Source organism: Yersinia vastinensis (assembly GCF_044905075.1).
GTDB classification, from domain to species: Bacteria; Pseudomonadota; Gammaproteobacteria; order Enterobacterales; family Enterobacteriaceae; genus Yersinia; species Yersinia vastinensis.
Window position 1 is genome coordinate 1,856,231 of sequence record NZ_CP173260.1, and the last position, 23,688, is coordinate 1,879,918.

A 23,688-nucleotide genomic window follows, 5' to 3' on the forward strand; every position below is an offset into this window, starting at 1 on the left:
TTAAATTAGAGGGAGCAACTTTATGACAAGCTGCTGGGATTAGCTATAATGCGCAACAATTTTCTTTTTGGTGATAGTGCGATATGAACTCTCTGTTTGCCAGCACGGCGCGTGGACTGGAAGAACTGTTAAAAAGCGAACTCGAAGCGCTGGGCGCTCACGACTGTAAAATAGTACAGGGTGGGGTACATTTTCAGGGCGACGATCGACTCATGTACCAAAGCCTGTTGTGGAGCCGTTTGGCTTCGCGCATCTTGTTACCGCTTAACGAATTCAAAGTTTACAGTGATTTAGACTTGTACCTTGGTGTACAGGCAATTGATTGGCCGTCAATTTTTGGTGTGGATAAAACATTTGCCGTGCATTTTAGTGGCGTCAATGACGAGATCCGCAACAGTCAGTACGGGGCATTAAAAGTCAAAGATGCCATCGTCGATAGCTTTACTCGTAAATTGGAACAGCGCCCAACAGTGGCCAAACAGCAACCTGATATTCGGGTCAACGTATTCCTGCAACGAGAAATGGCCAGTGTGGCACTCGATCTGAGTGGCGAAGGCCTGCATCAGCGCGGTTACCGTGATCTGACAGGGCAGGCACCATTGAAAGAGAATCTGGCAGCGGCCATTATTTTGCGTTCTGGCTGGCAGTCAGGCACGCCAATGGTTGACCCAATGTGTGGCTCCGGCACGTTACTAATTGAAGCGGCAATGATGGCTTCTGATCGTGCGCCGGGCCTGCATCGGGAACATTGGGGCTTTACGGCTTGGAGCGCCTTTAACGAGGAACTCTGGCGTGAATTGACTACTGAAGCACAAGTGCGCGCTCGCCGCGGTTTACAAGAGACTACATCGCGTTTCTTTGGCTCAGATATTGACCGGCGAGTCATTGAAATGGCTCGGGCCAATGCCCGCCGTGCTGGGGTGTCAGAACTGATTACCTTTAATGCGAACGATGTCAGTAAACTAGTTAATCCATTACCAGAAGGGCCGGTAGGTACGGTTATCAGTAACCCACCTTACGGTGAACGGTTGGAAAGTGAACCGGCATTGATTGCCCTGCATAATATGCTGGGCCGCATCATGAAAAGTGCATTCGGTGGCTGGCGTTTATCACTGTTCAGTGCGTCACCTGAATTGCTAAGTTGTTTGCAATTACGTGCAGAGCGCGAATTCAAAGCCAAAAATGGCCCGCTTGATTGTGTGCAGAAAAACTATCAGTTGGCCGCGAACCCACAAGGTGCCGCGGGGGTTCAGGTCGCTGAAGATTATGCTAACCGTCTGCGCAAGAATGTGAAAAAGCTGGATAAGTGGGCGAAACAGCAGGGTATCGAATGTTATCGCTTATATGATGCTGATTTACCAGACTATAACGTCGCCGTCGATCGTTATGGCAGCAAAGTCGTGGTACAGGAATATGCCCCGCCGAAAACCATTGACGCGCAAAAAGCACGTCAACGCTTGTTTGATGTGATTAATGCCACTCTGGCGGTGTTGAATCTGCCGTCAAATCAATTGGTACTGAAAACACGAGAACGCCAAAAGGGTAAAAGCCAATATGAAAAATTGGCTCAGAAGGGTGAATTCCTGTTGGTGAATGAATATAACGCCAAACTGTGGGTCAACCTGACTGATTATCTTGATACAGGCTTATTCCTCGATCACCGCATTGCGCGTCAAATGTTGGGCAAAATGAGTAAGGGTAAAGATTTCCTTAACCTGTTTGCTTATACCGGAACTGCAAGTGTTCATGCAGGGCTGGGAGGCGCGCGCAGTACGACCACGGTCGATATGTCACGGACTTATTTGGAGTGGGCAGAGAAAAACCTGCGGGTGAATGGCTTAACGGGCCAGCAACACCGTTTGATCCAAGCTGATTGCCTGTCTTGGCTCAGTAACACGGATGAGCAATTCGATGTGATCTTTATCGATCCGCCGACGTTCTCCAACTCCAAGCGTATGGAAACCACCTTTGATGTGCAGCGCGATCATGTCGTGCTGATGAAAGAACTTAAACGGTTACTGCGTCGTCAGGGGACCATCATGTTCTCTAACAACAAGCGCGGTTTCCAGATGGATTTGGCCGCTATAGAGGCGTTAGGGCTGGAAGCGAAAGAAATAACAGCACAGACGCAATCTGAAGACTTTGCCCGTAATCGTCAGATCCACAACTGCTGGCTGGTCACTCACAGCCGCGAGGAAAAGTAAAAACTATGTCGTTAATTAGCATGTCCGGTGCTTGGCTGTCGTTCAGCGATGCACCTTTATTAGATAATACTGAATTGCATATTGAGGCAAACGAACGCGTTTGTCTGGTGGGCCGTAATGGCGCGGGCAAATCCACCTTGCTGAAAATTCTGAGCAAAGAAGTGCCTTTGGATGATGGTCGCATCATTTATGAACAGGATTTGATTGTTGCCCGTTTACAGCAAGATCCACCGCGCAATGTCGCGGGCACAGTGTTTGATTTTGTGGCTGAAGGCGTGCAAGAACAGGCAGAGCATCTGAAAGCGTATCATGCAACACTGCATCAGGTTGAACTTGACCCGAGCGAAAAAAACCTTAATCGGCTGGCGGCCTTGCAGGAAATTTTGGATCATCAGGGATTATGGCAGCTAGACAGCCGTATTCAGGAAGTACTGGTTCAGTTAGGCTTGTCGGCTGATGCAGAACTTTCTTCTCTGTCAGGGGGTTGGTTGCGTAAAGCGGCATTAGGTCGCGCGTTGGTCAGCTCACCGAAAGTGTTACTGCTGGACGAACCGACTAACCATTTGGATATTGAAACTATCAACTGGTTGGAAGGCTTCTTGAAAGAATTCCAAGGCAGTATCGTCTTTATCTCCCATGACCGCTCCTTTATCCGCGCAATGGCCACTCGCATTGTCGATCTGGATCGTGGCAAATTAGTGTCATGGCCGGGTAACTACGAATTGTATCTGGCTAGCAAAGAAGAAGCGTTGCGGGTTGAAGAGCTGCAAAATGCCGAATTTGACCGCAAATTGGCGCAAGAAGAAGTATGGATTCGCCAAGGCATCAAAGCACGACGCACGCGTAACGAGGGTCGTGTTCGCGCCCTGAAAGCATTGCGGATGGAGCGTTCACAGCGCCGTGAAGTGATGGGCACGGCCAAGATGCAAGTGGAAGAGACCGTGCGCTCAGGCAAAATCGTCTTTGATCTGGAAAATGTTAATTATCAGGTCGATGGCAAAGTGCTGGTGAAAGATTTTACTGCTCAAGTACAGCGTGGCGATAAAATTGCGCTGGTGGGTCCAAACGGTTGCGGTAAAACCACCTTGCTGAAACTGATGCTCGGTCAGCTTAAAGCAGATAGCGGTAAAGTGCATTGCGGTACTAAGCTGGAAGTCGCCTATTTTGACCAGCATCGCGCAGAACTTGATCCAGAACGCACAGTGATGGATAACCTAGCGGAAGGTAAGCAGGAAGTGATGGTCAATGGCCGTTCACGCCATGTGTTGGGCTATCTGCAAGATTTCTTGTTCCACCCGAAACGCGCGATGACCCCAGTGAAAGCGTTATCTGGCGGTGAGCGTAACCGCCTGTTATTGGCAAAATTATTCCTTAAGCCAAGCAACTTATTGATCCTCGATGAACCGACCAACGATCTGGATGTAGAAACACTGGAACTGTTGGAAGAGATGGTCGATAGCTATCAGGGCACTGTATTGCTGGTCAGCCATGATCGCCAATTCGTTGATAACTCAGTAACTGAATGCTGGATCTTTGAAGGGAATGGTCAAATCAACAGCTTTGTCGGGGGCTATTATGATGCTCATCAACAACGCGCTGAAGCAAAACCTATTCGTCAGGTTGCCGCTAAAGCTGAAGAGACCAAAGCGACTGCGCCGGTAAAAAATACGACACCAGCGGCAAAACGCCCTGGCAAGTTGAGCTATAACCTGCAACGTGAGTTGGATCAATTGCCTCAGCAATTGGAAAAGCTGGAAAATGAAATCAGTGAGTTACAGGCTCAGGTCAGTCATACTGATTTCTTCTCTCGCCCACATGAAGAGACACAGCAGGTTTTAAAGGCACTCGCGGATGCTGAACAGGCATTAGAGGTCGCATTTAGTCGTTGGGAAGAGCTGGAAGCTCAGAAAAACGGTTAAAAATCTGTAATAGCCGTTCTGTCTGATGAGGTGCTGTGCAATATTATGTCTATTGTTATATTAGGCCCCCTGACAAAACGGCACTCAGCGATATGAGTACTACCCAATAAGATTTCCAAGTACAGGAAGGCGGCAAGCAAAAAAGTACCGATAAGCTGGCTGAGGTGAGCGATTCGGGTCAGTGAGTGCAGCAAATACACCTGTGCTTGGAAAGTTAAAGGGTATTGAGGAATGAGATATTGTGTTCTGTAATTCAGCCTGAACACTCCGGGCAGACAGGGAATGTGATCCTGTGCCGGCAGTGTGATATGTCAGTGGTCTTACCCTCACTGCCTTATGGTACTAAAGCGGTATGTCCGCGTTGCAAAACGACACTAACGGCGAGGTGGGATGAGCCACGTAAGCGCCCCGTCGGTTATGCTTTCAGTGCATTATTTATGCTACTGCTGGCAAATATGTTTCCCTTTGTCAGCATGCGAGTGGCGGGGATCACCAGCGAAATCACTTTGATCCAAATACCCAAAGTGATGGTGGCAGATGATTATGCCAGCATGGCGACGCTATTTATGGTGTTGGTGCAGTTAATACCGGCTTTTTGTATGGTGGCCATAATTCTGCTTTGCCTACGGGTGCGTATGCCGACGCGTTGGAAAACATTCATAGCAAAAATATTATTTCAATTTAAAGCTTGGTGCATGGTTGAGATTTTCCTCGCCGGTGTATTAGTGAGTTTTGTTAAATTGATGGCCTATGGCGATATTGGCGTTGGCAGCAGTTTTATCCCTTACTGTATATTCTGCGTGTTGCAAGTTCGTGCTTTTCAATGTATCGACCGACATTGGATGTGGCAGGATATCGCGCCCGCACCTGCATTACCTTACCCTCTTATTGCGGGGCGTACCGGGCTGCGTCAAGGTTTACGCTCCTGTTCGTGCTGCACGGCCATCTTGCCGCAATCCCAAGAACAGTGCCCACGCTGCCATAGTCATGGGCATGTCCGTCGTCGCAATAGCTTGCAATGGACAATGGCATTATTGACCACATCAATATTGCTATATATTCCTGCCAATCTAATGCCCATCATGATCACAGAAAGTTTAGGCAGCCAGATGGGATCCACCATTATGTCTGGGGTGATTTTCCTATGGAGTGAGGGCTCTTATCCGGTGGCGTTGGTGATTTTTATTGCCAGTATCATGGTACCGTCCTTGAAAATGCTCGCGATCGGTTGGCTATGCTGGGATGCAAAAGGTAAAGGCAAAACAGACACTGAACGAATGCATTTTATTTATGAAGTCGTCGAATTTGTTGGCCGTTGGTCAATGATTGATGTCTTTGTTATTGCTGTGCTTTCATCATTAGTTCGTATCGGGCAACTGATGAGTATCTACCCGGCGATTGGTGCACTACTATTTGCAATGGTAGTGATCCTGACCATGTTTGCTGCATTAACCTTTGATCCCCGGTTAACCTGGGATCGAATAAGTGAAACAACCCAAGAAGGAGCCGCAAGGTGACGGACAATAATCCCAGCCAAGGTGTGGCAGAAATAGAAAAAATCAAGCGATGGTCCCCGGTGTGGATAATCCCTATTGTGACTGTGCTGATTGGTGCATGGATACTGTTTTATCATTTTAGCCATCAGGGACCTCAGGTGGTAATGACCACGTTGAATGCTGAAGGCATCGAAGCGGGTAAAACAAAAATAAAAAGCCGTAGTGTGGATATTGGTATCGTTGAACAGGTCACTCTGAGCGAAGATCTTAACCATGTTATCGTACAAGCGCGGCTGAATTCAGGCATGAAGAATTTGCTGCACAGCGACACCGTTTTCTGGGTGGTTAAACCACAAATTGGCCGTGAAGGTATTTCTGGTTTAGGGACGCTGCTCTCTGGTGCCTATATCGAACTGCAGCCGGGTGGTAAAGGCAAGGCATTAGATAAATTCACATTACTTGACTCCCCCCCACTTGCAGCTCCTGATGCAAAAGGGCTGCGCATCATACTCGACAGCGAACAAGCGGGGCAGTTGAATGCCGGGGATCCGGTACTGTTCCGTGGTTATCGAGTCGGTTCAGTGGAAACCAGTACTTTTGATGCTAAATTGCGCCTGATGCGTTATCAGCTCTTTATTGGCGCACCTTATGACAGCTTAGTGACGACCAATGTTCGCTTTTGGAAAGACAGTGGCGTGGCCGTCGACCTCTCCTCGCAAGGAATGCGGGTAGAAATGGCATCGCTGGCAACATTATTCAGCGGTGGTGTCAGTTTTGATGTCCCGGATGGTCTGGAGCTCGGTAAGCCTATCACTCAAGAAAAACCGGAATTTAAACTGTTTGATGACCGCAGCAGTATTCAAAACTCTCTGTACACTGAACATGAAGATTTCTTGTTATTCTTTTCTGATTCTGTTCGTGGCTTGCAGGCGGGCGCACCCGTTGAGTTCCGAGGGATCCGTGTCGGTACTGTGGGTGAAGTTCCCTTCTTTGCCGAGGGGATGAGGCAGCGTGTTGATAATGATTTCCGTATCCCAGTGCTTATTCGTATTGAGCCAGGCCGTTTCCGTAATGATTTAGGACCGGATGCCAATTTCGAACAAACATTGAAAGCAGCGAAAGAGCGTGGCCTGCGTGCATCCTTGAAATCAGGAAACTTGCTGACTGGCGCGTTGTTCATCGATCTGGATTTCTACCCAGATGCTAAACCGTGGAAAGGGCCTTTGGAAGTCGTGGGTTATCCATTACTGCCAACCGTCAGCGGTGGTTTAGCGCAAATTCAGCAGAAACTGACGCAAACGTTAGATAAAATCAATAATTTGCCGTTGACGCCAATGCTTAATGAAGTCACCAAAACACTGGTCGAAAGTCAGAAAACGATGCATGAAACTCAGAAAACGCTAGAGTCACTGACTGCGATTACCTCCAGTCCGGCCATGCAAGACCTACCAAAAGATCTGCAAAAGACGTTGAATGAGTTGAATCGCAGCATGAAAGGCTTCCAACCAGGATCACCGGCATACAATAAAATGGTGGGTGATATGCAGCGGCTAGATCAGGTCCTGCGTGAATTACAACCGGTATTACGGACGTTGAATGAAAAGAGCAACGCGCTAGTATTTGAAGCGGCGGGAAGTCAGGATCCTCAGCCTAAGAAGGCCAAAAAATGATGAAATGGATGGCAGTTATCGCCGCGCTATTACTTAGCGCATGCAGCAGCGAACCGAGCAAGACGTACTATCAATTGCCCGCGCTGAGTGCACCCGCAACAGCAAGTAGCAGTGTTGCATCACGGCAATTATGGATTGAGCATGTCGGTGTTGCTGATTATCTTGCTGCAGCGGGAGTGGTGTATCAAACCAACGATGTGCAGTATGTGATAGCCAGTAACAACCTTTGGGCCAGCCCACTGGATCAGCAATTGCAGCAAACGTTGGTGACAAATCTGAGCAGTGCGTTGCCGGGGTGGTTGGTGTCTTCACAACCCCTTGATAGCGATCAGGATGTTCTCAATGTGACTGTCACTGGTTTTCATGGCCGCTACGATGGGCGCGCTATCATCCGCGGTGTCTGGATACTAAAACATCAGGGCCAACTGATTAAGCAGCCATTCGATTTAGAGCTAAAACAGAGCGAAGATGGTTATGATGCGCTTATTCGCACTCTGGCTCAGGGGTGGCAACAGGAAGCTAAGACGATTGCCGCTCGTTTACAACAAGTTAAATAATATTTTGTTCTAAATCGGTCTAACCCTCTTTCATTGATAATAATGAATTTATCGTGAAAGAGGGTTGTCAATAAATATCAAGTAGTTACCTTCGTTCATCTCAAATCAATCACTTAGCTAATTCTGCGTGCCTAGCTCACAAATGTGACATTGGCGTGAATATTGCGCATTGCTTTTCTGTTTCCTAAGGTCTATCACTTAATTGTGACTGCACATAAAGTGGTCACTGTTTTCTTTCCACCAGACAGAAAGATGAGGGAAACGAGGCATGAAGAGACAGAAAAGAGATCGCTTGGAAAGGGCGTTGTCACGTGGGTACCAAGCAGGTATTTCTGGGCGTTCAAGGGAAATTTGCCCTTACCAAGCTTTAGACGCCAGATCACATTGGTTAGGAGGTTGGCGACAAGCCATGGAGGACAGGGCTGTGACCGCTTAAGCGGCTCTCTGTCAGACTGAGGGAACACCTCCGCTTTATGCGCATATCGCGGAGGTTGTTAATCGTACTTACCAGCGTTTCAGTAGTATGCTCGCATTGACCCCACCGAAACCAAAACCATTGGAAAGCGCATAAGTGATTTCACGGGCTTGAGCGTGGCCCGACACCACATTGAGTCCATGAGCCGCAGGATCCAGATTTTCCAAATTCAGCGTTGCTGGAACAATTTGATCCCGTAATGCCAAGACTGTAAAAATAGTTTCCAGCCCGCCTGCCGCCCCCAGTAAATGTCCTGTCGCTGATTTTGTAGATGTAATCGCTAAAGTCGCATTCTCGCCAAACAAGTGCTTAATCGCATTGATTTCGCCAAGATCACCAACCGGGGTTGACGTTGCATGTGCATTGAGATGCTGAACCTGTGCTGGTTCAATGCCTGCCTGACGCAATGCAATTTTCATCGCACGATAGGCACCATCACCATCTTCTGCGCCCGAAGTCATATGGTAAGCATCGGCACTGGTACCGTAACCGACAATTTCGGCCAACGGTTGTGCACCACGAGCCAAAGCATGCTCTAGTGCTTCAATAATCAGCAGGCCAGCACCTTCGCCCATTACAAATCCATCACGCGCACTATCAAAGGGGCGAGAGGCTTTCTCTGGTGCGTCATTAGAGCCTGTTGATAAGGCTCGAGCCGCGGCAAAACCGGCCAGACTGACCTTATCAATCGCGGCTTCAGCACCACCACATAGCGCAATATCTGCTTCATTATTGCGAATCATCCGCACCGCATCGCCAATCGCTTGAACACCTGCCGCACAGGCCGTCACCGGGGCACCAATCGGCCCTTTAAAATGATGCTTGATAGAGACATGGCCAGCGGCCAAATTCACCAGAAATGAGGGCACAGTGAAAGGCGATAGCCGTTTTGGCCCGCGGCTATCAGTGGTGCGAACCGCATGTGCGATGGAAGGAAATCCACCAATACCCGAGCCAATGACTGTCGCCGTGCGCTCTTGCTTCTCTAAATCATCGGCTTGCCAACCCGCATGAGCAATAGCCTCATCTGCCGCAGCCATTGCAAACTCAATGAAACGATCCATTTTCTTCTGGTCTTTTGGTGCAACAGCTTTATCGGGATCGAAGCCAGCATCAGGATCTTCTGCAAGGGTAGGGACTTGCCCACCAATTTTTGCCGGCAAATCGTCAACAATTTCATCTGGTAGAACACGGATACCTGATTGCCCCGCCAGCAGACGTTGCCAAACTATCTCAGTACCACAGCCTAATGGGGAAACTACTCCCATGCCTGTAATTACTACACGACGTGTATTCATCATTTTTCCTTTTGAGACTTAATTGAATGAGAGGGGTATCTGGCATCCGCTGATCGTTTGTCCTGCATCAGTGCCAACCGTTTATTAATTATATCGCTCCTGACGGAGCCTGCCGCGAGGGTGACATTTTGTGCGTGGATAGGTTGTCGGCTCGCGTTGTCCAGCAGGATAGGTTCCACAGGAACACCTGTGCGGCTATCTGCGAGCATCGCCACAGTTCCTTCTGGGGCAAAATGCTGATTCCCCCAGTGAAATAATGCGGCAATGACCGGGAAGAAATCATTACCACGTTCAGTCAGCAGATACTCATAACGAATAGGGCGAGTATGGTAGAGGCGTTTTTCAAGGATGCCGCTTTCCACCAAATACTTTAAGCGACGAGTTAGGATGGTCGGAGAAAGTTGTAAACTTTGCTGGAATTCATCAAATCGAGTTAGTCCCTGAAAGGCATCTCGAATGATCAGTATGCTCCACCACTCTCCCACTCGTTCTAGTGCACGGGCAACTGGACAGGGCATGTCTTGTAGGCGAGTTCTTTGCATACCACTCCTCGAATGATGGCATATCACGGGCTGCTACCAACAAGTCACTACATTTATTGTAGTCACTTGCGGTAAAAAAAATGCCATTGGCATCATGATAACAATGCAGGGGATTTAACTGCCCCTGCATCAGAATAACGGATAAAAAGATTAGAAAGCGTTAGTGTCTTTAAACAGGCCTACTTTCAAGTCGGTAGCGGTATAAATCACTTTGCCATCCACTAATACTTCGCCATCAGCAACACCCATAATCAATTTACGCATAATCACGCGTTTAAAATTAATACGATATGTCACTTTCTTGGCGTCAGGCAGTACCTGACCAGTAAACTTCACTTCACCGACACCCAAGGCGCGGCCTTTGCCTTCGCCACCCAGCCAGCCAAGATAGAAACCAACTAACTGCCACATGGCATCAAGGCCCAGACAGCCGGGCATTACTGGATCGCCGATAAAATGGCAACCGAAGAACCATAGATCTGGATTAATATCCAGTTCCGCTTCCACATAACCTTTGTTATAGAGGCCGCCGTCTTCTGTCATTTTAACGACACGGTCCATCATTAACATATTGCCTGCCGGCAATGGTGGCCCGCCAGCACCAAACAGTTCGCCACGGCCTGATGCTTCAAGGTCTTCTTTCGTATAGGATTCGCGTTTATCTACCATGTTCTCAGTAAGCCTTATTTTAATGAAGTGCGCAGAATAGCGTACAGCTGTACGCCGAGCAAGTCCGATCAGCCCTGGTTGAACCAGTTCAGCCAACGTAGTGGCCATGGCCAACGGTGCCTGTCCTGCGGATTTACTTGTGAGATTCGCTCTTGAATTATACCTAACAAGCTGGGTTGTTGCTCATCGGCATAAATCACACCCGTTAACAACGGTAATGCTTCAGCGGCTGTATCCACAGCCCACAAATGGAATTGACCGTTCTGCACCGCATCAACCACTGCTTGATTCAAACACAAATGACGGACATTCGTTGTGGGTAAGATAACCCCTTGATTACCCGTTAGTCCACGGCGTTGGCAAGCCTCGAAGAAACCTTCGATCTTTTCATTCACACCACCAATAGGTTGTACATTACCAAATTGGTCGACCGAACCTGTCACGGCGATTTGTTGATTGATTGGCTGCTGTGAAAGGGCACTGATCAGGGCACAAAGCTCTGCCAGCGATGCACTATCGCCATCAACCTCACCATAGGATTGTTCAAAAACAATAGAGGCTGAGAAGGGGAGCGGCTGATCAAGCTCCAATTCTGAAATCAAGAAGGCTTGCATAATCATCATGCCTTTAGCATGAATATTGCCGCCCAGTTCTGCTTTCCGCTCCACATCAACGAATTCGCCGTCACCTAAATGGACGACGCAACTGATACGTGCGGGTTCGCCAAAGGCATAAGGATGCCCAGGATATTCCAATACTGACAGACCATTAATTTGACCAACAACTTGCCCTTCGGTCTCGACCAGTATTTGCCCCAGCTCAATCTCATCTTGCATCCGTTCGGCAAGGTAGCTATTGCGCCAATCGCGGGCATTCTGTGCAGTCTCGAGCGCATTAGCAGTGATGATGTCTTCTTCAGTATAAAGCGCTGCTTCAGCAAGTATGCGAGTTAGCCACTGTGGACACAATGGCAGGCTACCCTGATCACCGCTATAACGCACCGCTTGCCGAAAGAGCACAGGCCAAGCATCGGCAGATAATGACGGCAACTGTTTTTGCTGCAACAGTGTATTGATGTAACCACACCATAAAGTCATGCCATCAATATCGACCAGCGGTAGTTCAACTTCGAACTCGCCATAAATGGCCAACTCACCCAACTCGGGTTCCATGTCATGGAAGTCGCCTAGTCCTAAGCGGTCACCCACAAGGATCAGGCGTAAATCGAGTGGCATAGAGGGAATATGCACAGGCAGAGGGCGGGTTTCATCCGGTGACAGCCAGTCAAAGCGTTGCTGAACAATCATCTGCTTTAGCCGTAGCCACATTAATGGCTGCGCCTGCAGTGAACGCACCGACAAGATCAATATGCCGCCATTAGCCTGGTGAACCAAACCGGGTTGTAGACTGATTTGATCTTTATGCCACCTGACACAACCAAATAGCTGTTCTGGCTCGACCCACTCCTGATAGAGACAGCGTGAGATAGCCGCAAACGGCTCGTCACCACGCTGTGCTGGTTGCCAAGTGACTTGGTGACCATGCACCTGATAATCACCGCCAAACAGGGCAGCGGCCTCAGGTTGCAGCTCTTTAACAGCTTGGGCGATCAATGCCAAGTACTCAGTACTTTCCTGTGCTTTGATCAGCATAAAACGCGGTTTAAATTGTGGATGACAGAATAATGTCATGCCATTTTCTAACCGGGGTTGAATTGCCGCGAAAGGAACAGGTTCCAACTGGGAGGCAGTAGCAAATAACGCTTCATATGGCGTTGTGTTCGGCAGCAGTGACTGCCATTCAAGTCTGTTATTGGTCAAAGTGATAGATGCAATCGTCAAAAAGGGAAAGTGCGATTATACAAGAATAAAGCAGACTGCATATACGTAGAGTGGTAGTTGATGGTAAGGAGTAAGATATCGACAGTGTTCCGTACAAAAAATAAACGAATCATGTGCTTTTAGTAGGGTGAAATTCTGTGTAAAGCTGTTATGCTTGCGTTAAGTTACACGGTCACTAAAGAGCTCACGATGAAATATCAACAACTGGAAAATCTGGAAAGCGGTTGGAAATGGGCATATTTGGTAAAAAAACACCGTGAAGGTGAGGCCATTACCCGCCATATCGAAAATAGTGCAGCGCAGGAAGCTGTCGACCAGCTGCTGAAGCTTGAAAATGAGCCGGTAAAAGTGCTGGAATGGATTGAAACCCACATGAATATGCAACTGGCCAATAGGATGAAGCAGACGATCCGTGCCAGACGCAAGCGACATTTTAATGCAGAACATCAGCATACCCGCAAGAAATCAATCGATTTAGAGTTTTTGGTATGGCAACGTTTAGCGGCCCTTGCCCGACGTCGCGGTATCACTCTGTCAGAGACGGTAGTTCAGCTAATTGAAGATGCTGAACGCAAAGAGAAGTATGAAAGTAAAATGTCATCCTTGAAACAGGACTTACAGGATATTCTTGGTAAGGAGATTTAATCCGTTTCGGTATGACTGAATATTAAGATCATTGAGACACCACGATTAAGAGATTAAAAAATCCGGCATGATCGAATTTAGCTGAATAATTTTTTTAGAATTAGATGATAAAAAAAAACCCCGCAAAGCGGGGTTTTTTATGAAAGCCGTAAACTTAAGCCTGTGGCTGAGTTACAACTTCTTTGTAGCCTTTAACTTCGATCTCTACGCGACGATCTGGTGCCAAGCACTCGATCAGAGCAGCACGTGGTTTCACGTTGTCACAGGTGTTGCCTGTAACTGGGTTTGCTTGACCTTCACCGCGTGCGGTGATTTTGTCAGCAGGGATACCTTTAGAAACCAGGTAGTCACGCACGCTGTCAGCACGACGCTGAGACAGAGCTAAGTTAGGAGCTGGTTGACCGATACGGTCAGCAAAGCCCAGAACAACTACAGAACCGTCTTTAGGATCGATAGAGCTCAGCTGTGAATACAGTTGGTCCAGAGCTTGCTGGCCTTCTGGTTTCAGAGTTGACTTGTTGAAAGCGAACAGCACGTCTGATTTCAGAGTGAAGCGCTTAGTGTCAACAACTGGAGCTGGAGCTGGAGCTGGAGCTACTGGAGCTACTGCATCGTCCTGACCGAAACGGTAAGAAACACCTACGCTCAGCATGCCGTTGTCTGGACGAGCACCAACGGTACCTTTATCACCGATGTTGCTAACCCATTGGTATTCCATACGAGTAGCCCAGTTTTTGGTCCACGCGTATTCAGCACCCAGAGCTACCAGTGGAGATACACCGGTGTCATGGTTGCTAGAACGTGCGCCAGAAGTCGCGTCAAACGCGCTTGAGTCTACACGCCAAACCAGACCACCCAGACGGGTGTACAGGTCCAAGTCCTGAGCAATTGGGTAGCTCAGTTTAGCAGCCAGCTGAACGCCTTGTGCTTTAAAGTCGCCGTTACGAACGTCGCCTTTGTAAGGCATACGGCCAAGCCAGTCGTATCCCATTTCAAAGCCCAGGTATTGGTTGGCTTGGTAACCCAAGAACGCACCAGCACCTAATTGGTCTTTATGGGTAGGACCGTCGTTGCCAAGGTCGCCATAGATACCGCCAGTGCCAGTATCTTGATACTGGGACCAGCCCAGTTTACCACCGGTGTACCAGGTGTTATCTTTCGGTGCGGCTTGCGCTACTGTAGCGAAACCAGCCAGTGCCACTGCTAATGCGATAGCTGTCTTTTTCATTTTACGCCTCGTTATCATCCAAATAGGCAATGAGCTTTAAAAGCTAAGCCCTTGGTTAAAATTCTTCGTCAAGGTATTCGCGCTCCCGTTAATCACGCTGCCAGTATAATTTGGCGTTTTAGAGCAACCTTGGCGATGTAAAGTCTACAACGTGGCGAGAAAGTTACAAGTGTGATGTGATAAACCGCCTGAAAAAAAAACGAAATTGTGCATAATCTTTAACGATTTAGCGGTAAAAGGCAGCTTTTTCTAGACGTTATTTTTTGCTGTAAGCCGCATTCTGACTCGCTTTATGCCGATTTTGCAGGAGTAAGCGCTAAATATTGTAAAAATTCATGGGATAAATCCTAAATTTACTTAATGATACAAAGAAGAATGAATTTTTAACGTTGCGCACTGTCCTTGATTCGATTTTGTGTCATCCAAAGGATGCATCACAAACCCATAAGCATTCCCTAACTTTGCTGCCAAACGTAATCGGATACGATCATTTTCTGACAACTCCGGTAGCCAACCAAGAACGACACTATAATTTCCCGTCAACAAGGCTTTTTCCATCGCATCGACTGTTGATAATGGATTTATCTGCCTTACCTGAACGATTTTGCTCGCGGGCAAACCAGATTGCTGTATCCATGAACGGCTTAATTTTTGTTGTGGTGTTAACCATAGGAGCCACCGTGATTGCTTGCCTAATTGTTGTAATAGAGGAAGCAATAGCTGGGTTACCGCAGGCTGGTTTTCACTGTACACAAGTTCACTGATAAGGCCACTATCTGTTGGTGCATCAACTCGCTCCTGCGTATTTCCGGTAAGAAGAGAATGATAATTAGCATGATAAGGTTTTAGTGATTGAGTACGCATTATGAACCTCGCCTGTAGTGTGCTGTATGCATATACAGTAGTCACTGTTTATTCGAAGATCAACTAAATTTTTACAAGGCGCTTCGCATTATTGCGATGTAAATGGGCGCAAAACCATTTTGTGTTTGGCTCGGTTAGCTATATTGCGTATTTTTTAATTAGTTGTTCCTCTTACACTTATTGCAACAAAACAGGGACGATAGGTCAGATTTTTACTAAAGGAGTAGTAATGAAATACGTATCAGAAAACATGATAAGGCGGGCGCAATCTCGTTTTGATTTTTTAGGTCAAATCGCTGCTCGCTCACAATTTGGCGGTTATGGCCTACTAGCCAACGGTATTATGTTTGCTGTGGTCTCGGAGGGGGAACTTTATTTACGAGCGAATGACCAGATTGAATACCGCTTTCGCCTCAGAGGAATGGCCAATCTTGTGTATGCCAAACGTGGGCTTCCTGTTTTACTGCGTTATTATTGGGTAGATACAATATTGTGGGATGATGACCTCGTTCTGCGTAATTTTGTCTGGCAGGCCCATCAAGGCGCCAAAACCGAGGTTCTCAGTAAGAATAGTTCCTCTATTCGTTTGAAAGACTTGCCCAATATCAGTGCTAGCCTCGAACGGCTCTTATGGAAAGCAGGGATTACAAGTGCGGATGAGTTGCGCCTTGAGGGGGCTAAACGCTGTTACCTTAAATTGCGTACTTTAAGGCGCTCACTCGGGGTGAATGTTTTGCTGGCTTTAGCGGGGGCAATCAGTGGCCATCACTCTGCTGTGCTGCCACTGATGATGCGCAGTGAGCTTATCGAATGGTTTGAGATACATATTCGTTCCCCCAAGGCGGCACAATACGAGGCAGCATAGCGATGGTCCATAGATAGAAAATGGCCCGAGATGTTAGTGTGTTGGTGGTTGACCAATACGTTTATTAAGCTCGCTAAGTTCAGGCAACAGTTCCAGCAATAGGCCAATTTGTTGTAAAACCAATTGGTCTATGCTTTCCGGCTCAGGATTGCAATTTTGTAGCCGGGTAGATAAACCCGTCAGCACTCGCGCCATTTGGGTGCTGTCAGGTTGTTCTTGCTCCAGTGAACCTTCGATATAGCAAATCGCATCATTGAGTAGGTTCAGTGTGTCGGCGTTACTCAGCTTTTCACGATGAGCACCCAAAGCCGATATATAACTTAGCATGGTGTGGTTTAGGCAAAGCAACCGAAATGCTGCTTCATGAGTCTCTTTGTCGTTTTGCGGCTCCGCTGACATATTTGAAATAACGGATGCGAGTTCTGCATCACAATTGTGTGCGTCACGACGGGCGATACGGTAGGTAAGGCTATTATCTTTGCCTTGATGATATTGCACTAAAATAGCATCGAGGTAACGGCAGTTTGCATTCAGTGTTTTATGCACAACCGCAGGGAGATGGCGGAATTTCCAGTCCGGCCAGATATAGCTTACGGCGACCCATGCGATTGCACAGCCGAGCAGCGTGTCAAACACACGTGGAGCGGCGACCTCGAATCCTTCTCCTAAAAGGTTAAAACACAATAAGACCAGCAAAGTAATAAACATCGTTGCATGGGCATACTGAACATTGCGAAAAGCAAAAAACAGCACCCCACTGATAACTATCAAGATTAATTGCCCCTCAATTGAAGGCACAAAATAAAGGATAGGTAACCCGATAAGTATGCCTGCGAGGGTGCCAACAATACGCCGGGTTAGGCGGCTACGTGTTGCGTTGTAGTTTGGTTGGCAGACAAAAAGACTGGTTAATAGGATCCAGTAGCCATGGCGCATACCAGTCAGTTGAATAAATGCGTATCCGACACAAAGCACGACTGACATGCGTATGGCATGACGGAAAAGCGCAGATTGTGGCGTCAGATGGCGGCTGATACGCAGCTTAATATCACTCCACCCGGTGAGACGATCATCAGATAAGCGACTCTCAGACTGCGGGCCTTCAGCTAATACTTGCTCCGATTCAATCCCTGCCAGTTGCGCATCAATGGCGCGTAAGTTTTTTAGTAACAGTGATAAAGCCTTCACTTGTGGCACATTCTCATTTTGAGCCAACTCTCTGGCTAACGCAGCATCTAAGAATGTAAAAGCACGCTCAAAACGCGGGTCATGCTGGTATTTTTGGCGCATCAAAATGGATTGGGACAGCTGCATACACGCTCTGGCTTGCATGCTGAGGAGGCGCTGAAAGCGGAACAAAACATCGCTATAGCGGAATTTTTCCCGAAGTAGCTGATATTGAACATGCGATGAACTGGCACGCTCATGAATATCTTGCGCAACAAAATAATAATGAAGAGTTCGCCTGGTTTCGCGTTGCCCGCGGTCACCTTTCAGACGTGAAACCAGAGATATTCTGGCCTGATTCAATGTTGATAGCAGAATGCCGTTTGCCATTGCTACATCAATCAGTGGCTGATCCACATCAGATTCAATATCAGGATCAAATAGGTTGGCTTTGGCTTCCAGATAGTGAGAGAGCTGCTGATAGCAACGAGCGAGGTTATCTTGCAAGGGCCGAATGGGGAAAATAAGATGCCCGCACAAGGTCAGAAGATTATACCAAACAGCCCCCAGTATCAGTAACAGAGGCTGCTGATACCAGATATGGTACATCGAAGTACCCAACATGGTGTAAATGGCAATTAATAATGCACCAAAGGCTATTGTTGCATAACGTTGCCCTAAGGCTCCCAACAGGATAAAACCGCAGGTCGATAGGGTGAGCCCAAGGGCAAAGAACCATGGGTAAGGGAACAACAGCTCAATAGAGGCTGATGCAACAAAAAAGCAAATTAAGGTGATGAATAAATTACGTAACCGCCCAGCTAGGCGGTCATCGAGATCAGTCAGTGCTGCAGCGACAACACCCAACGTTAAGGGAATGGTCAGTTTAGGCTGATCAATCCACCATGGCACCGCCGTTACTCCTACTAATGCGATAAAAATCCGAACATGATAGAGCAGGCTGCTGTTGTAGACATAACGGCGTAAACCAGTAACGAAAGTGAGCACAAAAAACCTCTAAAAACAGAAAATTCAGCGTTGCTGATACTGGCGCTGGGCGTTGGCTATTCTTGCCTGTTGTGCCATTTCTACAGAAACGACACGTCGACCCACCGGCCATAACGCAATAGCTGCGATTTTAAAATTGGCGATACCGACCGGAATGCCAATGATGGTTATACATTGCACAATCCCGGTTGCAATATGTGATAAACACAGCCACCAACCAAATAAAATAAACCAAACGATATTCAGTAGAGAACCGCCTGCGGATAACAGAGGATTACTTTTTTCTGGGTATAATTCATTGACATGGATCGCCTCATTACCATAAGGCAGAAATGATAACTTAGTAATCTCCCAGCAAGAGCGGGTTAATGGTAAGGTGAAAATCAGGATAACACTGACCACTGTTGCTAATAGCCAGCCTAATGTGGTGAAGAAACCACCTAAAACAAAGTTAAGAATATTGAGTACAGTACGCATAGTGATTAATCTGCCTAGCTGAATAAAAAAACCGCAATGCGGATGAATAATAACAGGTGCTATCTATTCTATAGAGATAGCGCAAGTTAGTTTCTTTAAACAACTATCGGATACCTGTTGTTTAAACTCAATTATTATATTTACACTCCTATATGTTATTTCAATTCACTTAATACGAGTTATGGCGCGCAGATATGGAACTTAAAGCGACATCTTTTGGCAAGCATTTGGCTCAACACCCCTATAATCGGGTGCGTCTGCTCAATGCTGGCATCGAAGTATGCGGTGATAAACATCAATACCTGATTCCTTTTAATCAGTTGGTCAGTATCCAATGTAAACGCGGTATCGTCTGGGGCGAGATGGAATTTGAATTACCAAACCAGCAAGTAGTCCGTTTACATGGCACTGAATGGCAGGAAACTCAGCGTTTTTACCATCACTTACTGGGCATCTGGCAGCAATGGAGTGAGGAGATGAGCCAGGTTTGTGTTGACGTTTTGCATAAACAAGTCGAATCAATCAAGCGAATTGAACATCAGGATAAATGGTTTAAACGCAGTGAATTAGGTCAGGTACAAGCATCCATTCGCGAGGCTTTTGCATCACTACCCATGCCGGTTCAGCGTTTAACTGAATTCGAGTCTTGTCGCGCCGATTACGAACTCTGTTTGCGCTGGTTGCAGCAGGGTAACCGCAGTGTTGATAGCCGCAATCAACAATGGACCCTCCGCATGTTGGAGGAGTATCAAGATTTCTTCCAAAGTGTAGAAACTTCTCCGCTGAATGAGTCGCAAAGCCGCGCTGTAGTGAATGGTGAAGATTCAGTATTAGTCTTGGCGGGGGCGGGAAGTGGCAAAACATCAGTGCTCGTTGCTCGTGCCGGTTGGCTATTGCGCCGTAATGAAGCATTGCCAGAACAAATTTTACTGCTGGCTTTTGGTCGTCAGGCGGCTGATGAAATGAACAGCCGCATCAAACAACGTCTGGCGGTAGAGGATATTCAGGCCAAAACTTTCCATGCTCTTGCTTTGCAGATAATCCAACAAGGCAGCCGTAAAACACCCGTGATCAGTAAGCTTGAGTCTGATAGTCAGGCCAGAAGAGCATTGTTGATCAAAAATTGGCAACAACAGTGCAGTGAGAAAAAAGCCCAAGCGAAAGGGTGGCGCGAGTGGTTAACTGATGAGCTGGAATGGGATGTTGATGAGGGCAATTTTTGGCAGGATAAACGATTGGCGGCCCGGCTAGCAGGGCGGCTTGAGCGCTGGTTAGGGTTGATGCGCATGCATGGAGGGAGTCAGGCTGAAATGATAGAGCAGGCTGATGAAGAAGTGCGTGATCTTTTCCAAAAGCGTATACGGCTAATGGCACCTTTATTGAAAGCATGGAAAACAGCCCTGAAAGAAGAAGGGGCTGTTGATTTTTCCGGATTGATTCATCAGGCCGTTAATTTGCTGGATAAAGGGCGTTTTGTTAGCCCGTGGAAGCATATTTTGGTTGACGAGTTTCAAGATATTTCACCACAACGCGCGATGTTACTTACGGCTTTACGCAAACAAAATAAACAAACCTGCTTATTTGCCGTTGGTGATGATTGGCAGGCTATTTACCGCTTCAGTGGCGCAGAACTTTCTCTCACGACCGCCTTTAACCATAATTTTGGTGAGGGTGCGGAATGCGCACTGGATACGACTTACCGTTTTAATGATCGTATTGGTGAAGTGGCTAACCAGTTTATTCAGCAGAATCCCTATCAACTGAAAAAGCCGCTAAACAGCTTGAGTAAAGGAAATAAAAAGTCAGTCGTTATTCTGCCAAGCGAGCAGCTAGAAGCTCTGCTGGATAAATTTAGTGGTTTTGTTAAAGATGATGAGCGTGTACTTATTTTGGCGCGATATCACCATTTGCGGCCAGAAATCTTACAAAAAGCGGAGACTCGCTGGCCAAAATTATCCATTGATTTTATGACGATTCATGCCAGCAAAGGACAACAGGCTGACTATGTGATTATTGTTGGCTTGCACGAGGGAAATGACGGTTTTCCCGCGGTAGCGCGCGAGTCAATTTTGGAAGATGTTTTGCTGCCCGCTCCAGAGGATTTCCCTGATGCAGAGGAACGGCGGTTACTTTATGTGGCAATGACGCGAGCAAAAAATCAAGTCTGGTTACTGCAAGACACAGCCAACCCCTCTATTTTCGTGCGCCAGCTTAGTGAGCTAGGTGTACCGACTCTGCGTAAACCGTAATAGACTTAACTGTTACACATCGATAATGAAACCCGGTGCCATAAACACCGGGCTTCATATTTATTTCAGTCGTTGCTGTAAATAGCGATCATAATCAGGGATGGCAATAGTCACTTCACCGCTAAACAAAGCTGAACCAATTAAGAAATCGGCAGTAGAGCGGTTAGTCGCGACGGGAATGTTCCAAACCGTTGCCAGACGCAGTAAGGCTTTGACATCAGGGTCATGTGGAACGGCATTAAGTGGATCCCAGAAGAAAATCAAAATATCAATTTTCTTCTCAGATATCAGAGCGCCCACTTCTTGGTCTCCGCCCATCGGACCACTGAGTAAACAGTGAACATCAATACCTGTTGCATTCTGCACCAGATTCCCCGTTGTGCCAGTTGCATAAAGTTCGTGCTGAGATAATAGATCTCTGTTCTCCATCACCCATTCGAGCAGTGATTTTTTGCAGTGATCATGGGAAACAAGGGCAATATGCTTACGTGCCGCAATAGTGCGGGTAGTGAGTTCCATCAAGATATCCTTCAATAAATGCCAGCGGTTTGCTGACAGATTACTGAAATGGCAATTTTGTGCATAGTAGTAGCGCAAAGAAATGCGAAGAAACAAGCATAACCTGATGTTTAAGAACGACCTTGATGTTGTAAGGCTATTTCGTGGGTGGGTTTTTGGCCCATAAAAGGAAACGTTTTTGAGTTTCTTTGTCTGCTTGTAGGAACCAGTATTGCAACATCTGCTCTGCGACATTCTCACCCTGCAGATTAGTTTTTTGCGCAGCATTCGTCCCGGCCACGGGAATAGTGGTTCCTGGCACGGCACTCACTGGCGAGGGCGGGATGGTGGCAAAAGAGGGGACTGAAGCACTGAATTGCCCGACATTATAGGTTGCCATCGCTGTTTCAAGTGTTGTGGCAGTATTGAGATTATCCTGATGCAATATGTCGTGGCGTACAGATAGTGGGCGACCATTATCGCCGATAAGCTGATATACCGGGTTTTTGGAGAATTTATGTCCATCGTGTTCTGTTTCAATCGTCGGTAATTTTATGGCCACGGAACGCACATTACGGGTATTGAATGCCACGACTAATGGTGGGGAGGCATACAGTATCTTCGGATCCGCTGGCAGTGGTTTTGCAACTTTAAACAAGATTTGGTGCTGACCACTGTTAAGCTCTAGGCTATCAGCACCTTTGAGCAAAGAACCCGACATATTCTTTCCATCGACCACCAACAGGTCAATTTCCGGCGCGAGTTTTAAGGTCGTGGCTAGAGCTGAAGCACTACAGCAAACGGCCAAAATCCCTGCGACCACCAGACCAAATTTCATGTGTTACTCCTGAAGGTGTTATCTGCATACATTGTCAGATCAGCTAGATTATGTGTCAAAGTCTTTCCGGCTGCCCATATTTATTTACGTTTTGAAATATTCAGTATAAAGAAGTCGCTTTTATCCTAATGAATTCTAAAGATAAAAAGGATAATCTAACAGCGATTACTTCTCTATCTATTAAACCAAATCAATTAGGCAGCATTTATCATCGTTTTTTCGCATGATGCTAGGGAGTCGCCTAATATTTGTAAATCCATCCGGATGCAAATGGACTAAAAACCTTCTTTTAGCGCATCAGAGGAACTGAAAAATGCACGATAAAGACATTGCCGACATACTCCAACAGGTAAAAACAATCGCACTGGTGGGGGCGAGTGATAAACCATCCCGGCCTAGTTATGGTGTGATGGCTTATTTGTTACAACAGGGATATCAGGTGATACCCGTTAGCCCTAAACTGGCGGGAACGTCGTTGCTGGGTCAGCAAGTATATGCTGAGTTAGCCGATATTCCACATCCCATTGATATGGTAGATGTCTTTCGTAATGCGGAGGCGGCATATGGTGTTGCACAGGATGCGATTGCGATAGGAGCCAAGGTACTTTGGCTACAAATTGGGGTTATTAACGAATTGGCAGCCACATTGGCAGCAGATGCTGGGCTAAAGGTGGTTATGGACCGTTGCCCTAAAATTGAAATCCCACGGCTGGGGTTAGAGAAAGCGTAATATTTTCTATTCTCGATAAGCTAAATTTTGGTGATAAAAAACCCGGCACGATAGCCGGGTTTGATTGATGAGTCTCAGACTTAGTTGCGCAGACGCGGAGCCTGTAGTTGATGACGAATAGACGCGGCCAATTCATCCAATGAAGGCTGCTCCGGATGAGCATCCATATCTTCGTAAGTCAGTTGTGCTTCAGCCAGATAGGTGTGTACCGGTTGCCCCTCATCATCCTCAATGACCACATGATACCAAGGTGATGAACGCAACATATCGTTGTTTGCTACCTCATCAGGTTCCGGTGGCTCAAGAGAATATTCAGGATCGATATCAATCACCACACCCAAATAGCCATGTAGGCTATGGCGAACCTGCTGCCCAATACCGAATTTGCTGGCGATCATGATAACCTCCTGAGAAACATTACTCTGCCTTCTATATGAGGGCAGTGTAG

General features: G+C 47.1%; 20 protein-coding genes and 1 pseudogene. 10 read left to right on the top strand and 11 right to left on the bottom strand.

The features are described from left to right. Window positions 1-83 precede the first annotated feature (83 nt). From rlmKL to rmf, 6 genes and pseudogenes are all read left to right on the top strand, one after another. A complete protein-coding gene (rlmKL, locus tag ACIOG0_RS08565; protein ID WP_050097147.1) occupies window positions 84-2,204 on the top strand; it encodes a bifunctional 23S rRNA (guanine(2069)-N(7))-methyltransferase RlmK/23S rRNA (guanine(2445)-N(2))-methyltransferase RlmL in 2,121 nt (706 codons plus the stop codon). A 5-nt stretch (window positions 2,205-2,209) separates the two neighbouring features. Beyond that, window positions 2,210-4,123, top strand: a complete 1,914-nt coding sequence (locus ACIOG0_RS08570) for an ABC transporter ATP-binding protein (RefSeq protein WP_050139694.1) — start codon at window positions 2,210-2,212, stop codon at window positions 4,121-4,123. 239 nt (window positions 4,124-4,362) lie between these two features. Then, a pseudogene (gene pqiA, locus ACIOG0_RS08575) lies at window positions 4,363-5,650 on the top strand (membrane integrity-associated transporter subunit PqiA). After that, complete coding sequence (gene pqiB, locus ACIOG0_RS08580) at window positions 5,637-7,289, top strand: intermembrane transport protein PqiB (protein WP_050097149.1); 1,653 nt, start codon at window positions 5,637-5,639, stop codon at window positions 7,287-7,289. Before pqiA ends, pqiB begins: the two are co-directional and overlap by 14 nt. Next, on the top strand, window positions 7,286-7,846 hold the full coding sequence (pqiC, locus tag ACIOG0_RS08585) for a membrane integrity-associated transporter subunit PqiC (protein ID WP_050097150.1): 561 nt from the start codon (window positions 7,286-7,288) through the stop codon (window positions 7,844-7,846). The genes pqiB and pqiC overlap by 4 nt, the downstream gene beginning before the upstream one ends. Window positions 7,847-8,114: 268 nt before the next feature. Continuing rightward, window positions 8,115-8,282 carry a ribosome modulation factor gene (gene rmf / locus ACIOG0_RS08590; RefSeq protein WP_005170911.1) on the top strand — a complete coding sequence of 56 codons (168 nt, stop codon included), beginning with the start codon at window positions 8,115-8,117 and terminating at the stop codon, window positions 8,280-8,282. Window positions 8,283-8,350: 68 nt separating this feature from the next. Here the strand turns inward: rmf and fabF are convergent, their stop codons facing one another. The 4 genes from fabF to ACIOG0_RS08610 form a co-directional block, all read right to left on the bottom strand. After that, window positions 8,351-9,619, bottom strand: a complete 1,269-nt coding sequence (fabF, locus tag ACIOG0_RS08595) for a beta-ketoacyl-ACP synthase II (RefSeq protein ID WP_050097151.1) — start codon at window positions 9,617-9,619, stop codon at window positions 8,351-8,353. Then, complete coding sequence (locus tag ACIOG0_RS08600) at window positions 9,619-10,161, bottom strand: helix-turn-helix domain-containing protein (protein WP_050097152.1); 543 nt, start codon at window positions 10,159-10,161, stop codon at window positions 9,619-9,621. Before ACIOG0_RS08600 ends, fabF begins: the two co-directional genes overlap by 1 nt. 150 nt (window positions 10,162-10,311) lie before the next feature. Then, window positions 10,312-10,830 (bottom strand): bifunctional 3-hydroxydecanoyl-ACP dehydratase/trans-2-decenoyl-ACP isomerase, encoded by a 519-nt coding sequence (gene fabA, locus ACIOG0_RS08605; RefSeq protein ID WP_050097738.1) that lies wholly within the window; start codon window positions 10,828-10,830, stop codon window positions 10,312-10,314. A gap of 68 nt (window positions 10,831-10,898) precedes the next feature. After that, window positions 10,899-12,650, bottom strand: a complete 1,752-nt coding sequence (locus ACIOG0_RS08610) for a Lon protease family protein (RefSeq protein ID WP_164908302.1) — start codon at window positions 12,648-12,650, stop codon at window positions 10,899-10,901. A 210-nt stretch (window positions 12,651-12,860) separates the two neighbouring features. Here ACIOG0_RS08610 and matP point away from each other — a divergent pair, with 210 nt between their 5' ends. After that, window positions 12,861-13,316, top strand: coding sequence for a macrodomain Ter protein MatP (gene matP, locus ACIOG0_RS08615; protein ID WP_050097154.1), 456 nt, complete (start codon window positions 12,861-12,863; stop codon window positions 13,314-13,316). 154 nt (window positions 13,317-13,470) lie between these two features. Here the strand turns inward: matP and ompA are convergent, their stop codons facing one another. Together ompA and sulA are read right to left on the bottom strand one after the other, a co-directional pair. Continuing rightward, window positions 13,471-14,544, bottom strand: a complete 1,074-nt coding sequence (gene ompA, locus ACIOG0_RS08620; RefSeq protein WP_050097155.1) for a porin OmpA — start codon at window positions 14,542-14,544, stop codon at window positions 13,471-13,473. Window positions 14,545-14,901: 357 nt separating this feature from the next. Beyond that, window positions 14,902-15,408 (bottom strand): SOS-induced cell division inhibitor SulA, encoded by a 507-nt coding sequence (sulA, locus tag ACIOG0_RS08625; RefSeq protein ID WP_050097156.1) that lies wholly within the window; start codon window positions 15,406-15,408, stop codon window positions 14,902-14,904. A 229-nt stretch (window positions 15,409-15,637) separates the two neighbouring features. On the opposite strand from sulA, the gene ACIOG0_RS08630 reads away from it, so the two are divergent. Then, entirely contained in the window at window positions 15,638-16,273 is a 636-nt protein-coding gene (locus tag ACIOG0_RS08630; protein WP_050097157.1) for a TfoX/Sxy family DNA transformation protein, read from the top strand. A 33-nt stretch (window positions 16,274-16,306) separates the two neighbouring features. Here ACIOG0_RS08630 and yccS read toward each other — a convergent pair whose 3' ends face one another. Together yccS and ACIOG0_RS08640 are read right to left on the bottom strand one after the other, a co-directional pair. Continuing rightward, window positions 16,307-18,448: a YccS family putative transporter gene (yccS, locus tag ACIOG0_RS08635; RefSeq protein WP_128450864.1), complete on the bottom strand. Its 2,142-nt coding sequence runs from the start codon at window positions 18,446-18,448 to the stop codon at window positions 16,307-16,309. Between the two features lie 24 nt (window positions 18,449-18,472). Further along, window positions 18,473-18,925, bottom strand: a complete 453-nt coding sequence (locus tag ACIOG0_RS08640; protein ID WP_004709948.1) for a YccF domain-containing protein — start codon at window positions 18,923-18,925, stop codon at window positions 18,473-18,475. Between the two features lie 194 nt (window positions 18,926-19,119). Between ACIOG0_RS08640 and helD the strand changes: the two genes are divergently transcribed. Next, window positions 19,120-21,174 (top strand): DNA helicase IV, encoded by a 2,055-nt coding sequence (gene helD, locus ACIOG0_RS08645; protein WP_128450863.1) that lies wholly within the window; start codon window positions 19,120-19,122, stop codon window positions 21,172-21,174. A gap of 60 nt (window positions 21,175-21,234) precedes the next feature. Here helD and ACIOG0_RS08650 read toward each other — a convergent pair whose 3' ends face one another. Both ACIOG0_RS08650 and ACIOG0_RS08655 read right to left on the bottom strand, forming a co-directional pair. Beyond that, window positions 21,235-21,693, bottom strand: a complete 459-nt coding sequence (locus ACIOG0_RS08650) for a methylglyoxal synthase (RefSeq protein WP_050097160.1) — start codon at window positions 21,691-21,693, stop codon at window positions 21,235-21,237. 136 nt (window positions 21,694-21,829) lie between these two features. Beyond that, window positions 21,830-22,510, bottom strand: coding sequence for a DUF2057 family protein (locus ACIOG0_RS08655; protein WP_050097161.1), 681 nt, complete (start codon window positions 22,508-22,510; stop codon window positions 21,830-21,832). A gap of 313 nt (window positions 22,511-22,823) precedes the next feature. Between ACIOG0_RS08655 and ACIOG0_RS08660 the strand changes: the two genes are divergently transcribed. Next, window positions 22,824-23,240: a CoA-binding protein gene (locus tag ACIOG0_RS08660; RefSeq protein ID WP_050097162.1), complete on the top strand. Its 417-nt coding sequence runs from the start codon at window positions 22,824-22,826 to the stop codon at window positions 23,238-23,240. Window positions 23,241-23,320: 80 nt separating this feature from the next. On the opposite strand, the gene hspQ is transcribed toward ACIOG0_RS08660, so the two are convergent. After that, window positions 23,321-23,638 (bottom strand): heat shock protein HspQ, encoded by a 318-nt coding sequence (gene hspQ / locus ACIOG0_RS08665; RefSeq protein ID WP_050097163.1) that lies wholly within the window; start codon window positions 23,636-23,638, stop codon window positions 23,321-23,323. Window positions 23,639-23,688: the final 50 nt, after the last annotated feature.